The sequence below is a fragment of the Paenibacillus sp. FSL H7-0331 genome, assembly GCF_001956045.1.
Map to the genome: position 1 here is coordinate 18,671 of NZ_MRTH01000003.1, position 19,724 is coordinate 38,394.

Below are 19,724 nucleotides of genomic sequence, written 5' to 3' on the forward strand. Positions count from 1 at the left end.
TTCAGAGCGCTTTTAATGAAAGCGTAATCAAATTGAGCGGTGATGGATGCAACCCACAAGAATCATATATGTAATTTTTGCTCTGAAAATTACAACCAGAATAATTAAAAATATATTGAAGAAAATTTTCATCTATTATATAATCGTTTTACAGAAAATTAATTTCTTTAAGGGTGGGGTGAGGAATTGGAAGAAGAAGCTCAGCTAAATGTAGGAATATTTCTAAAACTGCGGGAAATCGCTAATAACTTGACGCTGGCGGAGAAGAAGGTGGCTGAGTTTATTATTCAATCCGGTGATGAAATTATCCGGATGACGATTACCGAATTGGCTCAGAAATGCGACAGCAGCGAGTCCACGATTGTCCGTTTATGCAAAAAGCTTCGGTTGCGGGGTTATCAGGAATTGAGGGTGGCACTAGCTCAGGATTTGGTTTCTTCACCTGTGAAGCAGATTCACGAAAAGGTCGATTTGAAGGATACGGCAGAGCAAACGATGCGGAAGGTATTTCAAGCGGCTGCTCAGGCGTTAAGCGATACCGAGTCCGTGCTCTCTGTAGACAATCTGATTAAAGCTATTGAATATGTCAAAGAGGCTAGAAGCATTTCGTTTTTTGGTATTGGCGCTTCAGGCGTCATCGCTTTAGATGCGTATTACCGCTTTTCCAAGCTGGGGATCAGCTGCCATTATGCTACGGATGGTCACAGCCAGACGAACAAGGCCATTTTTCTGGGTGAGGGTGACGTTGTTATAGGCATTTCACATTCGGGACGCACCCGTGATGTTATTCGTACACTCGATATCGCTCAAAGCAAAGGAGCCAAAACGATAGCGGTAACCCAATTCGGTCATTCTCCTATAACCGAGGTTGCTGATACGGTGCTGTTCACATCTTCCCGTGAAACCGCTTTTCGCACAGAGGCGATGGCTTCGCGGATCGCACAAAGTGCGATTCTCGACTCACTATTTGTCAATGTGGCCCTAACCAGATATGAGGAAGTCATTAAGAATTACGAGCAAGTCAGGCAAGTGACCTCGGAAATGCGAATTGATCATATGAAAGACCTACACAAAAAGGGTTAACGGGTTGAACAGGCGTCAACAAATATACAATTAGGTTCATCTTGCAAATGGACCTATCGGGAGGTTATTAGTTTTGAAGAAGAATCCATTCAAAATGTTAACGTTAGTTGTTGCCATTGCTTTGACAGCGGGCTGTACCAGTACGTCTGCACCTGCACCTGTACCTGCGAATAATGCTGCGGGAGGAACAAGCGTCAAAAAAGATTCCATTGTTTACGCGCAAAGTGTAGCCATCACTTCACTGGACACAGCAGGAATGCAGCCCCAAGGTTACCCTTCCGGTTATGAAGCGGCTTTTGCGATATATAACGGTTTGGTCAAATTCGACGACAAGCTGGAGTTTAAACCTGACCTGGCAGAGAAATGGATGACTTCCAGTGATGGGAAGACGTGGAGCTTTAGTTTGCGTAAAGACGTCAAGTTCCAGGACGGAACCCCGTTTAATGCGGATGCAGTCGTTAGCGTATATACCAAAATGCTCGATAAGACGTATAATACCGGAGCTTCTACCCTCTGGGCACCGATTGACAAAATTGTCAAGGTGGATGATTACAATGTACAAATCTTGACCAAAGAGCCGTATGGCGGATTGTTGAACACGCTTGCTCATGGGTCCGCACTTATTCCAAGTCCAGCAGCTTTAGAGAAATATGGTAAGGATATCGGACTGCATCCGGTTGGAACCGGGGCTTACATTCTCGATAAGATTGAACCGGGCACTCAGGTTGTACTGAAAGCCAACGATAACTATTACGGCGGGAAGCCCGCTTATAAACAAATTACATTTAAATATGTCGGAGATGCATCTTCACGTATCGCAGCTTTGAAAAGCGGTCAAGCGGATGTGATTGACGCGGTTCCCGTGGAGCAAGCCGATGATCTGAAATCGAGTCCGAATGTAGATCTGATTAATGTTCCGGGACTACAGGTATTTGGCATCGGCCTCAATCAGAATAATACGATTCTTCAGGATAAAAATGTTCGTCAGGCTCTGAATATGGCGATTCAGAAGGAAGCTATCGTCAAAACCTTGTTCAAAGGATATGGAACGGTACTAACAAGCCCTCTTGCTCCTAATACAACCGGGTATGTGAAATCGGGCGAATACAGCTTTGATGTGGAGAAGGCGAAGAAAATATTAGCTGACGCAGGCTGGAAAGCAGGAGCGGACGGGACGCTAGAGAAGGAGGGGAAGAAGCTTTCCTTTAATCTGCGGACGCCGGATGGTATGTATCCAAACGACGTCATTGTTGCCGAAACCATGAAGAGCCAGCTCAAAACCATCGGAGTCGATGTCAAAATCAACAAGGTGGAGAAATCAACCTTCTGGGATGGAATCAAGGTTCCACAAGCAAAAGTGGATTTCGATATGGTTTTGTTTGGTTACAACCCATCACACGGCAATGGAGGCATTCAGTTGGACGCGTTGTTTGCGACGAATCCGGATGCAGCCAAAAACCCGCCGCAGTGGAACTTTAACTGGTACAGCAACAAAGCGGTGGATGAGCTGATACAGAATGCTAACAAAGAGGTTGATCAGCAAAAACGGACCCAACTGCTGGGTCAGGCCGAGAAAATGATATGGGACGACGCCCCCTATATTTGGCTGTATGCCAAAAATAATATAGCGGCCAAAGCCAAAAGTGTAGATGGCATTAAAGTACTTCCGGTAGTGTTTACCTTGGTACACGAAGCTAAATAATCGGTTCTTGATCGATGAAAATTCAGAAATGCCAACGGATGGCACCTATACGACCCGAGGTGCTTTCCCTGTTCATATGGCAGGAAAGGAAGAGAGAGACATTGGCAGGTTACATTGTCCGCAGATTCTTCTATTTGATTATACAAGTATTTGTCCTTTTAACTTTAATGTTCGTGTTATTCCGTTTGGTGCCGGGCGACCCCGCCTCATTGATATTAGGCGGCAACGCTTCACAGGATGAAGTGGACCGATTGCGGCATGCTATGGGATTGGATAAATCGATATTGCTGCAGTATGTAGATTATTTAGCTAACCTGCTGCGGGGCAATCTCGGTGATTCGATATCTTATAATTTGCCCGTTCTTCAGGTGATATCGGGTCGCATATGGCCAACCGTTCAACTGATGCTGGTCAGCATCATTATTGCCATAACAGTTGGCATTCCAGCGGGCATTATTTCGGGGCTCCGTCCTCGTGCGTTCAGCAGTCGGTCGCTATTGTTGATCTGGATTGGTTTCCTTGCTGTGCCTAATTTCTGGCTGGGATTGCTGCTGGTTCAACTATTCTCTGTGGAGCTGAACTGGCTGCCCGCTATTGGATATGGCAGCGCACTTGCACTGGTTATGCCGGCAATTGCCATTTCCGCAAGATTAATCGCTTTGATTGCCCGGATGACGAGGACGGCTATGATGGAGGTTCTTCATGAGGATTTTATCCGTACGGCAGAGGCCAAGGGGATTCCGGGATGGAAGGTTGTCATCAAGCATGCGCTTCGTCCGGCGCTTCCACCAGTTATCACCATGATCGGTTTGCAGGCAGGTTATTTGCTTGGGGGATCGGTTGTAGTGGAAAATTTGTTTTCCTATCCAGGTATGGGTCAATTGCTATTATCCGCCCAAAGCATGCGCGATTATTCACTCATGCAAGGGATTACGATCTTTTTTGTAGGCAGCTTTCTGGTCATTAATTTATTTGTCGACTTGCTCTATGGGCGGATCGATCCGCGGATTCGTTACGATTAGGAGGTGGCCGGAAGATGGCTTCCGCATCGGTTATTCAGAAGAAAAGCAATTTCGTCGTCCGGTTCCTCAAACCTATGCTTAAGGAATCGACTCTGGCGGTAGGAGCCTTATTACTATTAATTATTGTATTGTGCAGCTTATTGGCTCCTTGGATAACACGCTACGGTCCAGAAGAGCAGGATTTGATGGCGGCTTTATTAACACCATCTGGGCAGCATTGGTTTGGCACGGATGAGCTGGGTAGAGATATTTTTTCGCGAGTCATTTATGCAAGTAGGATTGATTTGTCGATTGCTATCGGTGGTGTCCTGTTGGCATTTATATTGGCGCTGCCGTTTGGCTTATCAGCCGGGTATTACGGAGGGAGAATTGATCGTCAAATCTCAACGATTTCTGAATCGATTCTGACCTTTCCTTCATTGGTATTAGCCATAATTATCGTATCGATGATAGGTACGGGCAAAACCGGATTAATCATTACGGTTATGATTACACAGGCGCCGCAGCTTGTGCGTTATATAAGAGGGTTTGTGTTTCAAATTCGTGAAATGGAGTATATCACAGCAGCTAAAGCAGCGGGAAGCCGTACCTTATTTATCATGGTGCATCATGTGCTTCGCAACATTCTCGGGTCCAGTATGGTTATTCTGAGTTTAATGGCCAGCGAGGCGGTATTGGTTGCAGCAGCACTAGGGTTTCTAGGGCTGGGTGTACAACCTCCTGATCCGGAATGGGGCACGATGCTCAGCCGAAGTCGTTCTTATTTCACGCAGACGCCGCATTTGATGTTTTTTCCGGGTTTAGCTATTGCTGTGCTAATTCTTAGCTTTAATTTGCTGGGTGACGGTTTACGTGATTATATGGACTCGAAAAAAAGATAGGAATGAACATCTAATAGAAATCGAACACAACAGGGAGTGAAGATACAGTCATGAATCCTATTCAGACAAAACTGCAGCTGGAAGTCAAATACGCTCGTTTGGGAGAAGTCATTGATGCGTTGGTATCCAAAGATTTTACGGCTAGGGGAATCTCGCATGAGCTCTATGATGCGGCGAGGGAACAAACAGGGCTGCCGTTGACAATGGCCGCTGCCGAGCATTTGCGGCAGCATGTCGGCAAAGGGGATCGCGTGCTGATATTTACAGGCTGGCCATCCCGTTCATGGTTGATCAAAGGCTTGACTGAGACCGATGGTCCGGTTGGGGCTGCAGTGTTGGCAAGAGCCTTGGAGCAGGCTTTAGGCGTCGTACCGATATTGGTCATGGAGAAATCGTTGATTCCTTTCGGTGAAGTTGCGCTGCGTGCGGCAGGATTAATCGTCAGTGATTTGGAAACGGCGCTTAAATCCAAGCCGGGTCCACCTTCAGCCTCTGTGGCTGCGGTCATAGATTTTCCAACCAGCTGGGAAGAGGGAAGCCTTGCCGTGGATCCTCTGCTGAAGCGGATCCAGCCTAAAGCGATGATTTCCGTGGAGCTTCCAGGAGCTAATGCAGAACGGAAATATCATAATGTAACAGCACGCGAGGTGCCTTCTGAGCTTGTAATTAAAGCGGATCTCTTGTTTAGCGAAGCACGTAAACGCGGGATTGCTACTATTGGAATTGGTGATGGCGGTAATGAACTGGGTATGGGGAATGTCCGCAGCGCCATTGCCGCTCATTTGTATCGGGGGGAAGCTGTAGCGCCAGCAACAGAAGTTGATATACTCATTGCCTCCGTGATTTCGAATTGGGGAGCATGCGGGCTTGCCGCTGCGATCGCTGCACTTGCCGGCAAACCTGAAGTGCTTCGCGCCATTGATGTGATCCGGATTACCGATCGTCTGGTGGATGCAGGGGCGATAGACGGATTAACGGCTTACGTTGATCCCAAAAATGACGGAACGAGCCATGAGATCAATCGTGCATTAATGAATTTCCTATATATGTCGGTAACGATGCATCTTGACGGTTGGGTCAAAGGCTAATGACGGGAGGCGATATGCTGATGAATGCAAATATAGACGCCAATGAAAATATGAATGTAAATGCAAATATGGATGACCCCATAGATTCGGATAAGATCATGAATCCATTTGAGGCTGTGCAGCTGCCGAGAGTGATTAATGCTGCAGGTAAAATGACTTACCTGGGCAGTTCAGCTGTGCGGTCTGAGGTAGCCTCTGTCATGTCTGCAGCTTCACAAAGCTATGTCGATATGGCGGCATTGAAGCAGGCCATCCAGCTTCGCGTGGCAGAGCTTACGGGTGCTGAAGCGGCTTGCATTACATCTTGCGCAGCAGCAGGGATTATCGTTTCCATAGCGGCTGTCCTGACAGGAACGGATTTGGACAAAGTCGAAGCATTACCGGAAATCAAGGGCGGCAAGCGTGAAGTCATTTTGCAAAAGGGCCATGCCGTAAGCTTTGGGGCGAATCTGACCCAAATGATTCGGATGACTGGAGCGACAGCCAAAGAAATCGGTACGGTTAATGGTGTAAAGCCGTATCATTTGGAAGGCGCAATTACGGAATCGACAGCAGCCATTGTCTATGTGGTCTCACACCATGCTGTTTCCAATGAGATGTTAAGCTTGCCGGAGGTAGTAGCCATTGCCAGCAAGCATCATATTCCTGTGATCGTGGACGCGGCTGCTGAGGTTGATTTAAAGCTGTATTTGGCGCAAGGTGCTGCTTTGGCTGTTTACAGTGGGCATAAGGCGATAGGAGGGCCTACCTCAGGTCTCATTATAGGACGTCAGGATCTGATTGACGCCTGCCAGCTTCAGGAAAAAGGCTATGCACGGGCAATGAAAATCGGCAAGGAAAATATTATGGGCTTTTATACCGCTATAGCCTATTATTTAAAGGAAGATCCCCAGGAAATGGCCGACCGATTAAAGGAAATCGTGGAGAAACTGCAAGCGGATATTAGGGGCTGTGGATTGACAGGAATCAGCACCAAGATAGCATGGGATGCAACACGACCGATACCGCGGTTGCAACTGATCATGGAAGAGAATGCGGTGATGACAGCGAAACAACTGATCGGCCGATTGGAGCAGAACAATCCCTCGATACGCACGAGAAACCATTCAGCGGATGCAGGAATTATACAATTTGATCCGCGTGAGTTAAAAATAGAAGAAACCCGAATTATCGCACAAGTCATGCAGCGAATTTGGGAAGGATAACCAAGGAACCTATGAGGAGTTGAATGACCGTAATGATTTCATTGATGCAGCAAGCAATAGGCGGAAAGGTTCTATTAAATATTCAGACACGCTCAGTCGAAGCATCCGTACAAGCATCCGAGCTGCTCGGACGCGCCGTTATTGTCGGTGTCATGGCCAAAGACTATCCAAAGCTGGAGGATGGCGTTCACTATATTGAAACCTTGCATCAGCACCATGTGCAAGTTTCTGCGGGATTAGGGGACGGCAGTGCTGATCAATGGGAGCATGCACTGCAGCTCGCACTCCAAACCCATCCGCTGCATCTGAATCAAATTTTCCCAGCGGCGGCTTTATCTCACTATGCTTTACGTTCCAAGGGTGCGCAAACGATGGTGAACGCTATGGTAAGGCCTACAGGTCAGCCTGGTATCGTTGATATCGGCACAGGCCCGCTTAGCCAACGAATAGGGCGAGGGCACGCAGCTATTGAGAACGTGCTAGCTATAATGAAGGAAATGGGTGTGCAGTCCATTAAATTTTTTCCGATAGAAGGAAACACCAAATTGGATGAAGTGCGCGCCGTGGCTGAAGCCGTCGCCAGAGAAGGTATGATGATCGAGCCAACAGGTGGCATTACGCCAGACAATGTCGCGGAGATCGTACAGGTATGTCTGGATGCGGGCGTTTCTTACATCATGCCGCATTTGTATGGTTCATTGAAAAATCCCGAAACAGGCGATCTCGATATCCAGAAGCTGACTGCAGCCTATCACCGTGTTCTTGCCTTGTTTGAGGAATAATTCGATGAATACCGCGGGACAATCGATCCTTGCCATTGATATCGGTTCTTCGTCTGTTAAAGCTGCCTGTATTGGAACTGACGGCAGTATCGTAGTGAGCTGTAAAGTTGCTCTGCCAAGTATCGTAAATGGTGATCGAGTAGAGATTGGAGCGCAACCATTATGGAAGGCTTTCGTCGATTCGGTAGGCTTGCTGCGCCAGAACGGACATGATTTGAGTGGATGTATAGGGATGGGCATCACCACGCAAATGGCAGGACTGGTCCTTCTTGATCGTGAAGGACAGCCGCTGCGCGACTTTATTCTCGGGGTCGATCAGAGGGGAGCTGACTACGTTCAGGAGCTTAGCCTCAGATTGCAGGGTACCGACATCTATTCGAAGACAGGCTGCCCTTTATCCGGGATTTATCCTTCCACGAAGCTGCTATGCTTGCAGGCTGAGGAGCCGCACATATTGACGAAGGCACATTATATAGGCGGTATCAAAGAATATTTGTTATGGAGATTGACAGGCAATTGGATGACCGACCCGGCATCCGCATCCACTACACAGCTGTACGATCAGCAGTCGCATGCTTGGTGGCCGGATATGCTGTCGGCTGTTGGCATAGTCTCTGAACAATTACCGCAAGTATGTGATCCCGTTTGCTCAGCCGGAGCGCTCTTGCAGGAGGCGATATGCGAGTTGGGGGTATCGGCCATGATTCCCATCGTCGTAGGAACAGGAGACGGACCTGCGGCCAATCTGTCCAGTGGTTCTGTCACTGGGCAGCAGCTGTGCATATCACTTGGCACCACGGCTGTAACACGTTTTTGGGCGAAGGGCACTGAGTCATACACCGGGGAAGACCATTATTTCCGGCAGCATTTTGGCTGGGATATGTATTTGCAGGGAATTCGGCTTGAAGGGGCGGGACAACGTATTTCAGAGCTGCTGCCCATCCAGTCACTACCGGATAGCAAGACTGGTGATCCTACCCAACCATCAGACCATGCCCTGCAACTGCAGGAGGTGCTGGATAGCATCCTGTTTACCTTGTATGCCTTGATGGAACCGCTCGTCACTCAAGGACGATTTGAAGAAATTCGTCCAATTGGCGGGGGGGTGCTGAGCGAATCCTGGATGCAGGATATTGCAGATTTATTCCAGCTTCCGGTCCTGTTAACGGCAGGTGGCGATAGCACATTGGGCGCTGCCATGATCGTCATCAAACATATAGAGGCTGAAGTCGATTGGAAAGATATTTCGGATCGGCTGGTAAGGGTTGTACACAGGATTAAACCGTGCAGCCAGGCGAGCGAAGCTATCCGTCAGCAATATGAAAGCTACAATCAAATGATGAAAGGAGGAAGGCGCGATCCATTCCGTCCTTAAAACGGTTTCAGGGTATTCATGCCGCCATATGATGAAGAAGAAACTGCTGGAAGTGAAAGAATTGGTTACCGACTTTACATCGGACCGGGGAACTTTTCATGTTGTGGATCGTATTTCGTTTGATATTGATTATGGTGAGACGGTAGGTTTGGTTGGAGAGTCCGGTAGCGGCAAAAGTATTACCTCTTTATCCATTCTCGGATTGATCAAGACACCGGGCCGTATTGCAGGCGGTTCGATTCTGTTCCAGGGTGAAGAATTGATTGGCAAGACGGCGAAGGAGATGGGCTCTGTCAGAGGACAGGAAATGTCGATGATCTTTCAGGAGCCGATGACCTCTCTGAATCCGGTGCTGACAGTGGGCGAGCAGATAGCGGAGACGGTTCGTCAGCATAAGGGGATGTCACGCAAGGAAGCTATGCAGCATGCCGTCGGCATGCTGGAAAAGGTAGGCATCCCGATGCCGGAAACGCGAGTGAAGCAATATCCCCATCAGCTGTCCGGGGGGATGCGACAGCGGGTCATGATCGCGATCGCTTTATCCTGCAGCCCCAAGCTGCTCATTGCCGACGAGCCGACGACAGCTCTTGATGTGACCATCCAGGCACAAATTCTCGAGCTTATGAAAACATTAAACCGGGATGAAGGTACTGGAATCCTGATGGTCACGCATGATCTTGGTGTTGTTGCCGAAGTATGCGAGAAAGTGATTGTCATGTATGCGGGTCAGGTTGTGGAGCAGGGGCCGTCGCAGGAAATATTTACGAATCCGCTGCATCCCTACACAGAGCTATTGTTGAAATCGATTCCTCAAATAGGCGGTACCCGTGAAAAGTTGTATTCCATTCCAGGCCATGTTCCTTCTCCTCACGCCATGCCTGACGGCTGCAGATTTCATGCGCGCTGTCCCTATGCATTCGATCGCTGCTCCAGAGAAGAGCCGGTACTTCTTGATCAAGGCTCAGGCAGACGCGTCAGCTGCTGGAAGTATGATGAGCTTGCTGATCCTGCACGTGTACAAGGTGAACAAGCGGATCAATTGGAACAATCTAAGTGAGCGAAACCTCTTCAAGGTGGTGAACCTAATGGAAAAAACGTTACTTCGCGTGGAAAACCTGACCAAATATTTTCCTGTGAAGCGCAAAATGTTTCAGAAGCCCGCTAACCCGGTTAAAGCGGTCAATGGATTAACCTTCGATATTATCGACGGAGAGACGCTTGCGCTTGTAGGTGAATCAGGATGCGGTAAGAGCACAACCGGTCGAACGTTACTGCGGCTTCTGGAGCCCACTGCAGGCAAAGTGACCTTTCAGGAGCAGGATATATTCTCGCTCTCCAAAGCGCAAATGCTGCATATTCGCCAGCATATGCAAATAATTTTTCAAGATCCCTTTGGCTCGCTGAATCCGCGTCTGAAGATCAAGGATATTATTGCAGAACCGCTCATTGCTCATCAGATCGGAGATAGTCGCCAGAGGCTGCTTCGGGTGAAAGAGCTGATGGAAGTAGTTGGCCTGAATGAGGATCAGATTGATCGATATCCACATGAATTTTCAGGAGGACAACGGCAGCGTATCAGCATTGCCCGTGCCTTGGCTTTGAATCCCAAGCTGATCGTATGCGATGAGGCTGTATCCGCTTTGGACGTATCCATCCAGTCCCAGGTATTGAACCTGCTGCAGGACCTGCAGGTGCGATTCGGGTTAACCTATTTGTTCATATCGCATAATTTAAGTGTCGTCCATCATATTGCTGACAGAGTGGGTGTTATGTACCTCGGTAAGTTGGTCGAATTGGGTCCGGTGGACGGTATATACAAACAGCCGGCTCATCCTTATACCGAATCACTTTTATCAGCGATACCGGAAGTTAACCCACAGAAACAGCGGACCCGTATCCTGCTCAAAGGTGATGTACCCAGTCCGGCCAATCCACCCTCAGGCTGTCAATTTCATACTCGTTGTCCCTATGTGCAGCCATTGTGCAGCTCTGTTGAACCGGAATTTAAGGAGATCGCTGCGGGCCGCTTTACCGCCTGTCATTACCCACTGAATCAATAAATGATAGTAACAGGACCCTCTGATCTCCAGTACGAAGCTGCGGATCGAGGGCCTTTACCTGTTGTCACTTGTTCATTTATGGGGAGACGTTGTTAGCTGGCATTCTAACCGTTATGGTCGTTCCTGTACCTATATGGCTCTGCACCTCAATGCCGTAGGACTCACCATAATAAAATTGAATCCGGTCATGTACGTTTTTAATGCCAATGTGCTCTTGATCCAGAGTGTCTGAAGGCTGACTCAGCCGATGCTGCAAGGCTAACAAGGTTTCCTCGTCCATGCCTACCCCATTGTCTCTTATGCTAATCATAAGCTCGTCGCCTGTCTTTGCAGCTGACACTTCGAGCAGTCCCTGTCCGGTGATTCGTTCCAATCCGTGGATAAAAGCATTTTCAATCAGCGGCTGTAATGAAAAGTGGATCACCGATATCGATTCAGTGCCAGGGGCCATGTTTTCCCTGTATGCAATCTTATCTCCAAAACGCATCTGTTGTACCTTCACGTACAGCCGGGTATGCTCCAGTTCTTCAATCAAGGGAACGGTTTCTTTGCCCGATTGGGTATGAATACGAAATAACAGACCCAGCACGCTCACCATTTCACTTATATCCCGCTGGCCGTTGATAACAGCTTTCATCTGGATCGATTCCAATGCATTGGCGAGGAAATGGGGATTGATCTGGCTTTTGAGCGCTCCGTACTGAGCTATTTTTTGCTGGGCTTTGGCCATGGAGGATCTTTCGATATAGCTTTGCAAATCCTCGACCATCTTACGTATCCCCTGATACAACACTCCGAATTCATCCTGCCGGTCGCTGCTCAGATTGACGTCAAACCTGCCCATCCCAAGTAATTTGATTTGTCTGCTTAACAATATGATCGGTTTCGTTACACGCGCCGACAAAATAAACATAAACAATATGGCAGTTCCCAGCGAACAGAGAGCCAAGGCCAAAATAATTTTGCCGAGCAGCTCGGCCTGTTTGGTCATCTCCTTTTCATCCATATATTGAATGACTTTCCAGCCTGAATAAGGTGAGGTTACAAAATTAATATAGGAATCCTTCCCGGCTATGGGGGAGTAAAAGCTTCCTGTCTCGCTATTCAAAACCGTTTGCAGCGCGAGATTGCTGATCGCATTCGGCTTGTCTGAACCCGGTTGATCATTGTCTGATGAGTAGATGATGCCGCCATGATTATCGACAATCACAAAATTCCGCTTGCTGTTCTCGGACAGCTTGAGGATCTCGCGCAGCGAATCCAGACGAATATCGACCAGAATGACGCCAAGCTGCTGCTTGCTCCCGATTTTATTAATGACCCGTGCGATAGAGATAACGGGCTCATGCGGGTTAATGCGATGAAACGGTGGATGAGTGCCAAACAGAACCACGCCTCCTTTGTTGGCAACCGTTTGTTTGTACCAATCCTCGTTGGTAAATTCGTTGACATCGTAGTCAGACCGATTGAAGTTAGCGGAGTAAAATACACGGTCACCTGCGTAAATCTGCACACTGTCGACATTTTTGATAATCATCTCAATGGAGCTGATAAAATTTTCAATGACTTTTTGGTATTTGATCTTTTGATCCTCGGCTTCCTTTGCCTGATATTGAGACCAATTTTCCAGCGCATGCTGCAGCTGATCCTCGGTCTGGGCATTCAGCGTACCCTTTTCTATACTTTGCAAATACTGATCAATATTGAATGACAAATTATTCAGGATGAGAATGGAGCTGGCCTGATACTCATTTTTGACAGCCTGAAACGAGTAGACATAAATAATGCCTGAAATCACCATGAGCGGTATGGTAATCGTGACAATAATCAGTACGAATATTTGGGTATTGACATGCCTCATCCGAACCCTGTCGGAAAAGTGCCTCCAAAGATGGTTCACGGCTTCACGACCTTACCTGTTTTCTATACTCGGTGGGCGTCATCTGGGTGACAGCTCTAAATGTTTTTACAAAATGCTTATAGCTTTTATAACCACACATCTGACATACATCGGTGATCAGGTAATGAGGCTGCATCAGACATTCCTGTGCGTAATGAATTCTGATTTCCGTTACAAAGGTCATGTAATTCTTTTTAAGCTTCGTTTTGAAAAGTCTGCTTAAGTAAGAGGGATTATAAAAAAAGCGATCAGCGACCATTTGCAGCGTGATATCCTGATCGATGTGCTGCTTGATATAGACTTCAATCTGTTCGAAAATAAGACTCTCTTGCTGGACAGCAGGCAGCGATTGCTGCCGATAAACGGAACTGAGACGAATCATCCAGTCAGCAAGCCAATCAAATAGCGCCTCGCTGGTCTGGAAGTCATCCACACAGGCAAGCGACAGCAGCTTGTCACTATACACGCCTTCGATTTGAATGCCATTGCTGTATGCAAAACGCAAAGTAACCGTTATCAATTCCTGAAGAAAGGCAAGCCAAGGCTCTGTTGGACATTCGGAACGACCTGTACTCATTTCCTGACTCAAACGTCTCATCAGCAGCTTGATTTGTATGTCGTCACCAAGCTCCAGGCAGCTCAGCATCTGACTTTTGTCCTTCTCGTTAAAAGGCAGCGCTGAGTTCTTGGAATAAGGAAAAACATGCTCAGCAGGGGAAAGCTGGAGCAGATGACGGTCCGATTGAAAATAACGCCGTACCAAAGCTTTTTCTGCGAGTCGCAGGGACATCCCAACCTTTGCAAGCTCCGCTGTCATGGGACCCATAGCCATAAATACGGAGGCATTGCCCTGCATGCTTACTTGCTTGAGCAGCGTGTCTAAGGTTTCCTCATCCCAAGACGTGAAATCAGAGTGATCCTGAGCTTCAATGATGATGACCGCATACAATTTTGACTTGGAGATATAAGTAAGTGGTTGACGTATATTCTTTGATGTGAACAAGATGTTAACTAGTTCTGTAATCAATTGATCGGCTTCGGGGCTCGGCCAGCGGTTTGAAATGGAATAGGGCGGACTTGATGGATTGGGCACACGGGCTGCAACAAAGGTTAGATAACAGCAGGCTGTGCCTTTAAATCCGTATAGCTGATGGAGGGATTCCTCTGTCAGAGCGGGCTCTTCCTCCTCCAGTACATACTTGATGAGCTGATTGCGCTTGAGTTGGCTGCTTTCTGCCGCTTCAAGCTGCAGAGTAAGACGAGCCTGAGCCTCCTGGCGCTTGTCATTGAGGTTTTGGATGCACTCGCGGATGGTAGTCAAGCTTTCTTCATACTGCAAAGGCTTCAGTAAAAAAGCATGTACACCGCCTAAGCGAATCGCTTGTTGGGCATACTTGAAATCGTTATATCCCGTTAAAATGACAAATACAGTATTCGGAAGCTCAGCACGCAGCTGTCCAATCATCTCAAGTCCATCCATCTCTGGCATGCGGATATCCGTGATGACCAGATCTGGTCGTTCTCTGAGTCCAGTAAGCAGCCCCTGCTTACCGTTATCTGCTTCTACAATCGACTTGATACCCAGCTCAGCCCAATCGAAATATTGTTTTAATCCGGCCCGTATCAGGGGTTCGTCTTCGACTACCATCAATGTATACATGATATCCCCCCATAAATTGTGACAGCGTAATCGCGGATTTGTTAAGAGATAACCGTATTATACTAGATTGGAACCATTCGTCACAGGAATAATAGGTAGAAAACTCTTAATATTCAGAACAGGTCAGAAAAGGACCATGAAAGTAAAATCAGGGGGATTCTCATGTTAGCTTATATCCCCTATGATAAGGGAAGTAATGAAAACGATTTATGTTCACGTTCTAACTATAACTGGGGGGTAATTGAATGGGAGCTTTAAAGAAAAGCCTGATGACGATATTGGGTGTGACCATGGTTGGAACGCAGTTGGTAGCCTGCAGCAGTAATGTTGAACCGGCCAAGAGCAGCACCACACCGGCAGCCTCCGGAAGTATGGGACCAGCAGCCTCTGGTGACACCGCGAAGCCGGCAGCCAAGCCTGTTGAAATCACTTGGTGGAATTTCCCCAATTTTCAGCCGTTAGATGGAGAGGTTGGCAAATACGAAAAGCAGATTATTGCTGCATTCAACAAAAAAAATCCTGACATTAAAGTCAATCTGGAAATGATTACCTTTGAAGGCGGTCCCCAAAAGCTGAATGTCGCCATTGCCTCCAATACAGCCCCTGATGTGATCTATGATGCTCCGGGTCGAATTATCGATTGGGGCAAGAAGAAGCTGCTGGCTCCGCTGAATGATATGGTGACTAAAGAAGTGCAGGCTGATATTTCACCTGCCTTGTGGAAGCAATCCATGGTTGGCAATGATATTTATATGTACCCGATCAATACGGCGCCGTTCATGATGGCTGTTAACAAAACCGTATTTGAGAAGATTGGTGCGCTGGATTTACTCCCGTTAAGCAAACCAGACAGAACCTGGACCGTAGCCGAATATGAAAAAGCACTGCAGGCGGTCAAGGAAAAAGCGCCGGACGTTATTCCATCAGGCTTTTATGCCAAGAGTACGGCTGGAGATCAAGGAACCCGTGCTTACATAGCTAACCTCGGTGTATCCAGATTTTTGAATGAGGACTACAGCAAGGTGGCCATCAATACGGACAACGCCGCGAAGGCACTCGACTGGATTGTCAAAGCGAGCAAAGATAAATTGGTTGTACCGGGCGCAGCGTCATTGGCGGCTGCAGATGTGAACGATATGTTCCTGCAAGGCAAGCTGGCATTCACGATCAATTATTCCGCAGTTCTTAAAGCGCAAAATGTACCGAACAAAAAAGTGAAATTTGACGATATTTTGCTTCCATTCCCTACGCTGGATGGATCGAAACCGAAGTTGGAGCCTTATCTCGGTGGAATGGCGATCTTTAACAACAATGACAAAGATAAGATCGCAGCTTCCAAGAAGCTGATTGATTTTATTGCCAATGATCCTGAATACGGTAAGAAGAACCTGATCCAAACTGGTGGTTTATCGGCGCGGACGTCCGTTACAGGGCTGTATGATGATTCCGAGTACAAATATGCCGAGCTTGCTCGCAGCTTCATCACAGACCCGCCAACGATAGCTGATGGTTATGCAGAGATTCGTACCTTCTGGTTCCCTGAGCTGCAGAATGCCTTAATCGGGGGCGTATCTGGCAAAGCGGCACTTGATAATTTCGCGACCAAAGCTAACGAGGCGATTGCCAAGGCAAAGACACCAACCCAGTCCAAATAACATCAGGTATGGCATTGGGGCAGCGTTGCAAGTGCGCTGCTCCTTTCTATGAACATAAGGAAAGGGGAGCTGGAGTTGCTGGCAGCTGTGCGCAAGTCCAAACATTATATTTTACGCGATTGGCTGATGAGTTATTTATTTTTACTGCCTGCATTTGGTTTTTTTCTCTTATTTGTCGCCTATCCGATGCTAAGAGGAGTCTATATCAGTTTCTTTGATTATTCATTAAGAAGCTTTGAATTTGTTGGGCTGCATAACTATATTTCGTTGTTTCATAACGAAACCTTTCTTAAATCTTTACGCAATACCTTTTTACTTGTTGTCATCGCTGTACCGATCGTCATTGTGTTTTCCGTTTTTGTGGCGATGAATATTTACAAGACCAAAGAGGTTATTCGTTCTTTCTTTAGAGGCGTATTTTATTTACCTGCTGTATCCTCGGTTGTCAGTATTACGGTTGTCTGGGGTTGGATCTATCATCCTAACTACGGAATTCTTAATTATTTGACAGGTTTATTCGGGTTTGAGCCCATCTCTTGGCTTGGAGACACCCGCACGGCTTTGTTAGCGATTATCGCGGTTCTGATTACAACCTCGGTGGGACAGCCGATTATTCTATATGTCGCTTCGCTGGGCAACATTCCGACATCCTATATTGAAGCTGCACAAATTGATCGGGCAACCCCTTGGCAAATATTTGTGAAAATCATATGGCCGATGCTGATGCCAACTAACTTATACATTATCGTCATTACAACCATTAATACATTCCAGTGCTTTGCTTTAATTCAGCTGTTGACCTCTGGTGGTCCGATCTACAGCACCTCGACGGTTATGTATGGTGTTTATGAGCAAGCGTTCTTGCTTGGTAACTTCGGATTAGCTTCAGCGATGGGTGTCTGTTTGGCTATTATGATCGGGATTATCTCCGTCATTCAATTCAAATACTTTGGCAGTGATGTAGAGTATTAGGGGGAACATCATGAAATCACATGCACAATTAAATAGGAACGAGAAGATCCGTCCTACGAATTTCAGATCAGCTAAACGCCAAGAAATCAGCATCTCACGCATCGGTTCCGTGTGTCTGTTGATTCTCTCTACCATCGTATTCATATTTCCATTCTATTGGATTGTTACGGGTGCTTTCAAAATTCAGACCGTAGCCACGGCGATACCGCCCGAATGGTTTCCGCTCAAGCCGACGCTGCAAAATTGGAGCGATTTATTTAAAAATCCGGTATGGCGCTGGACCTTCAACAGCTTCTTTATCTCCGTGTGCGAAATGACGGCCGTGTGTCTGGTTGCTTCAACGGCTGGATATGTCCTTGCCAAGAAAGTATTCCCTGGAAGAAAAATCATATTCACGATGTTTGTTTCATCCATGGCGCTGCCCAAACAGGTTATTCTTGTCCCCTTATTTACGATGTTAGCTAGTTTCGGTTGGATCAATACGTATCATGGTCTCATTCTTCCTGCCATTGGCTGGCCATTTGGTGTCTTCCTGATGAAGCAGTTTGCCCAGACGATACCGGGGGAGCTGATGGAGGCTGCCAAAATAGACGGCTGCTCGGAGATCCGCATGTTCTCAACGATCATTATTCCATTGCTGAAACCAGCGTTGGGTGCACTCGCAATTTTCACTTTTATAGGTGCCTGGAACGATTATTTCAGCCAGCTGATTATGACAAGATCAACGCCAATGATGACACTTCCGCTCGGAATCGCTACCATGCAAGGCGAATTTACAACGAATTATGGAGTTATGATGGCTGGAGCCGCGCTCGCCTCTGTTCCGATGATCGCGATCTTTTTAATGTTCCAAAAGGCATTTACCCAAGGGATTACGATGGGTGCAGTAAAAGGCTAATCATTTCCAAGAGATATTAGCAGGACAAATAGTTCAAAAAAGCCGGAGCCCCTTTACTTTTTAAAGGATGCTTCGGCTTTTTGTCAGCTTGTGGTTGCGTTATGTATGAGAAGCTCTGATTAAAGTGAACTCTCATACAGGGCTTCGGATTACTTCCCGGCAGCGTTAACAGCTGCTTTAATGGCATCCGTCACTTTCTGTTGGAATTCAGTCGCTTCTTGTGCGGACAGGTTATCTGAAACAGCATGTATATCACTACTCCATAAGTTCAAAATACGGGATGCCAGCTCATCAGCTGATGTTGCAGTAAGACTTGTCAGGCTGCCACCTTGTTTATAAGCACTTTTCAGTTCATCATACTCAAGATCCTCAGTATTGGTAACCAGGAAAGCATCGTTAAAGATGGATGCTAAATGTTTGTTAATGAATGCTTGTGTATCATATGTGGAGTCTTTCTTTACACCCATCCCATTGGACAAGGAAACGGCAGATAAAATGGAGTTGTTTGCTTGATCCTTCAGCTTCGCAGCTTCATCAGCTGTTAGCAGATTGGCGGCAACCGCCTTATCAAGCTCTTGCAGAATCGGACTGACCAGTGCATCCCTTAAAAAGCTTTGATCGAGAAGGGTAGCCTCTGCGAGCGAGCTTCCTTTAAGTACACGGTCATGTACATCCACATAATCTTCATCTGAAATAGCTGCAGCCTTGTTCTCCAATTGATTCATAAGTGTATTCATAAGAGTATCATAATTAAATCCGCCTTTGACACTGGCAACCTGATATCCTGGTGTAGAAAGAGCGACTTGAATGCTATTGTACAAATCGGATTTCAATGTTGCTAACTGCTCATTAGTGACCGAATAGTTTTGCAAAGTACTGGATAGATCCTGATCTATCCATGCTCTCAACTTTTCGCCCAGTAATGAGCTGTCGATACTGGCAGCTTGAGCTAATGTCTGCCCATTAAGCAAAGCATCCTGCACATCTACATAATCTTTATCCGAAAACGCTACTGTCATCGTAATCAGCTTGTTTAAACGATCTGCTATGTATTGCTGTCTATCCAAAGGTGCTTTTACTCTTTCAATGACTGGGTAATCATCGTCATCCGCAAATGCTTTCGGGGCTAAAGTAAGGGCACCACTAAATAATAATGCAGTAGAAAGTATTGCAGCCATCCATGGTTTTCTGTTTTTCATTTTTAACTCCACCTTATCTCTATAGTTTTTCCTTAAACATTTCGCTAACGAAATGTTTCTGTACGAAATATATCACTTTGTGTTTGAATTGTAAATAGTATCTAAACAATAATAAGTGAATAAAGTTTGAACAATTTTCAAGAAAATGTTAATGCCACAATCTGGTACCAAGGATGACGAACTAGTTATTGCTAGAGTGCTCATAATGTTCTACAATATATTGTGAAGTAACTAACTTCTAT

The 19,724-nt window shown here is 46.7% G+C and carries 16 protein-coding genes; 13 read left to right on the top strand and 3 right to left on the bottom strand.

Annotated elements, in window-relative coordinates:
• Window positions 1-186 precede the first annotated feature (186 nt).
• The 10 genes from BK127_RS04985 to BK127_RS05030 all read left to right on the top strand — a co-directional run bounded on the left by BK127_RS04985 (window position 187) and on the right by BK127_RS05030 (window position 11,198).
• Complete coding sequence (locus BK127_RS04985; RefSeq protein WP_076228924.1) at window positions 187-1,083, top strand: MurR/RpiR family transcriptional regulator; 897 nt, start codon at window positions 187-189, stop codon at window positions 1,081-1,083.
• Window positions 1,084-1,156: 73 nt separating this feature from the next.
• A complete protein-coding gene (locus BK127_RS04990; protein WP_076228925.1) occupies window positions 1,157-2,785 on the top strand; it encodes an ABC transporter substrate-binding protein in 1,629 nt (542 codons plus the stop codon).
• Window positions 2,786-2,799: 14 nt separating this feature from the next.
• The gene (locus BK127_RS04995) at window positions 2,800-3,807 is read left to right on the top strand and encodes an ABC transporter permease (RefSeq protein WP_083689065.1); all 1,008 of its coding nucleotides are present in this window, start codon (window positions 2,800-2,802) and stop codon (window positions 3,805-3,807) included.
• Between the two features lie 14 nt (window positions 3,808-3,821).
• Window positions 3,822-4,688 carry an ABC transporter permease gene (locus BK127_RS05000; RefSeq protein ID WP_076228927.1) on the top strand — a complete coding sequence of 289 codons (867 nt, stop codon included), beginning with the start codon at window positions 3,822-3,824 and terminating at the stop codon, window positions 4,686-4,688.
• 50 nt (window positions 4,689-4,738) lie between these two features.
• A complete protein-coding gene (locus BK127_RS05005) occupies window positions 4,739-5,776 on the top strand; it encodes a glutamate cyclase domain-containing protein (RefSeq protein ID WP_076228928.1) in 1,038 nt (345 codons plus the stop codon).
• A 20-nt stretch (window positions 5,777-5,796) separates the two neighbouring features.
• The gene (locus BK127_RS05010) at window positions 5,797-6,981 is read left to right on the top strand and encodes an aminotransferase class V-fold PLP-dependent enzyme (RefSeq protein ID WP_179097384.1); all 1,185 of its coding nucleotides are present in this window, start codon (window positions 5,797-5,799) and stop codon (window positions 6,979-6,981) included.
• Between the two features lie 23 nt (window positions 6,982-7,004).
• The gene (locus BK127_RS05015; protein WP_083689067.1) at window positions 7,005-7,763 is read left to right on the top strand and encodes a KDGP aldolase; all 759 of its coding nucleotides are present in this window, start codon (window positions 7,005-7,007) and stop codon (window positions 7,761-7,763) included.
• Between the two features lie 4 nt (window positions 7,764-7,767).
• A complete protein-coding gene (locus tag BK127_RS05020; protein WP_076228929.1) occupies window positions 7,768-9,138 on the top strand; it encodes a xylulokinase in 1,371 nt (456 codons plus the stop codon).
• A gap of 31 nt (window positions 9,139-9,169) precedes the next feature.
• Window positions 9,170-10,195: an ABC transporter ATP-binding protein gene (locus tag BK127_RS05025; protein ID WP_218639001.1), complete on the top strand. Its 1,026-nt coding sequence runs from the start codon at window positions 9,170-9,172 to the stop codon at window positions 10,193-10,195.
• A gap of 28 nt (window positions 10,196-10,223) precedes the next feature.
• Window positions 10,224-11,198, top strand: coding sequence for an ABC transporter ATP-binding protein (locus tag BK127_RS05030; protein ID WP_076228931.1), 975 nt, complete (start codon window positions 10,224-10,226; stop codon window positions 11,196-11,198).
• A 76-nt stretch (window positions 11,199-11,274) separates the two neighbouring features.
• On the opposite strand, the gene BK127_RS05035 is transcribed toward BK127_RS05030, so the two are convergent.
• Both BK127_RS05035 and BK127_RS05040 read right to left on the bottom strand, forming a co-directional pair.
• Window positions 11,275-13,059, bottom strand: a complete 1,785-nt coding sequence (locus BK127_RS05035) for a cache domain-containing sensor histidine kinase (RefSeq protein ID WP_076228932.1) — start codon at window positions 13,057-13,059, stop codon at window positions 11,275-11,277.
• A 43-nt stretch (window positions 13,060-13,102) separates the two neighbouring features.
• On the bottom strand, window positions 13,103-14,758 hold the full coding sequence (locus tag BK127_RS05040; RefSeq protein WP_076228933.1) for a response regulator transcription factor: 1,656 nt from the start codon (window positions 14,756-14,758) through the stop codon (window positions 13,103-13,105).
• A gap of 245 nt (window positions 14,759-15,003) precedes the next feature.
• Between BK127_RS05040 and BK127_RS05045 the strand changes: the two genes are divergently transcribed.
• Genes BK127_RS05045 through BK127_RS05055 form a run of 3 tightly spaced genes read left to right on the top strand, consistent with a single transcriptional unit; the run spans window position 15,004 to window position 18,283 of the window.
• A complete protein-coding gene (locus BK127_RS05045; RefSeq protein WP_076228934.1) occupies window positions 15,004-16,413 on the top strand; it encodes an ABC transporter substrate-binding protein in 1,410 nt (469 codons plus the stop codon).
• A gap of 48 nt (window positions 16,414-16,461) precedes the next feature.
• Entirely contained in the window at window positions 16,462-17,385 is a 924-nt protein-coding gene (locus BK127_RS05050) for a carbohydrate ABC transporter permease (protein ID WP_083689068.1), read from the top strand.
• Window positions 17,386-17,395: 10 nt separating this feature from the next.
• Window positions 17,396-18,283 carry a carbohydrate ABC transporter permease gene (locus BK127_RS05055; protein ID WP_083689069.1) on the top strand — a complete coding sequence of 296 codons (888 nt, stop codon included), beginning with the start codon at window positions 17,396-17,398 and terminating at the stop codon, window positions 18,281-18,283.
• 149 nt (window positions 18,284-18,432) lie between these two features.
• Here BK127_RS05055 and BK127_RS05060 read toward each other — a convergent pair whose 3' ends face one another.
• Window positions 18,433-19,482: a hypothetical protein gene (locus BK127_RS05060; protein WP_076228935.1), complete on the bottom strand. Its 1,050-nt coding sequence runs from the start codon at window positions 19,480-19,482 to the stop codon at window positions 18,433-18,435.
• Window positions 19,483-19,724 lie beyond the last annotated feature (242 nt).

Excerpts from the sequence above, each read along its gene's own strand:
- BK127_RS04995 (WP_083689065.1), top strand. The coding sequence starts at position 2,800 with ATGAAAATTCAGAAATGCCAACGGATGGCACCTATACGACCCGAGGTG.
- BK127_RS05000 (WP_076228927.1), top strand. The coding sequence starts at position 3,822 with ATGGCTTCCGCATCGGTTATTCAGAAGAAAAGCAATTTCGTCGTCCGG.
- BK127_RS05005 (WP_076228928.1), top strand. The coding sequence starts at position 4,739 with ATGAATCCTATTCAGACAAAACTGCAGCTGGAAGTCAAATACGCTCGT.
- BK127_RS05010 (WP_179097384.1), top strand. The coding sequence starts at position 5,797 with ATGAATGCAAATATAGACGCCAATGAAAATATGAATGTAAATGCAAAT.
- BK127_RS05015 (WP_083689067.1), top strand. The coding sequence starts at position 7,005 with ATGACCGTAATGATTTCATTGATGCAGCAAGCAATAGGCGGAAAGGTT.
- BK127_RS05020 (WP_076228929.1), top strand. The coding sequence starts at position 7,768 with ATGAATACCGCGGGACAATCGATCCTTGCCATTGATATCGGTTCTTCG.
- BK127_RS05025 (WP_218639001.1), top strand. The coding sequence starts at position 9,170 with ATGAAGAAGAAACTGCTGGAAGTGAAAGAATTGGTTACCGACTTTACA.
- BK127_RS05030 (WP_076228931.1), top strand. The coding sequence starts at position 10,224 with ATGGAAAAAACGTTACTTCGCGTGGAAAACCTGACCAAATATTTTCCT.
- BK127_RS05035 (WP_076228932.1), bottom strand. The coding sequence starts at position 13,059 with ATGAGGCATGTCAATACCCAAATATTCGTACTGATTATTGTCACGATT.
- BK127_RS05040 (WP_076228933.1), bottom strand. The coding sequence starts at position 14,758 with ATGTATACATTGATGGTAGTCGAAGACGAACCCCTGATACGGGCCGGA.
- BK127_RS05045 (WP_076228934.1), top strand. The coding sequence starts at position 15,004 with ATGGGAGCTTTAAAGAAAAGCCTGATGACGATATTGGGTGTGACCATG.
- BK127_RS05050 (WP_083689068.1), top strand. The coding sequence starts at position 16,462 with ATGAACATAAGGAAAGGGGAGCTGGAGTTGCTGGCAGCTGTGCGCAAG.
- BK127_RS05055 (WP_083689069.1), top strand. The coding sequence starts at position 17,396 with ATGAAATCACATGCACAATTAAATAGGAACGAGAAGATCCGTCCTACG.
- BK127_RS05060 (WP_076228935.1), bottom strand. The coding sequence starts at position 19,482 with ATGAAAAACAGAAAACCATGGATGGCTGCAATACTTTCTACTGCATTA.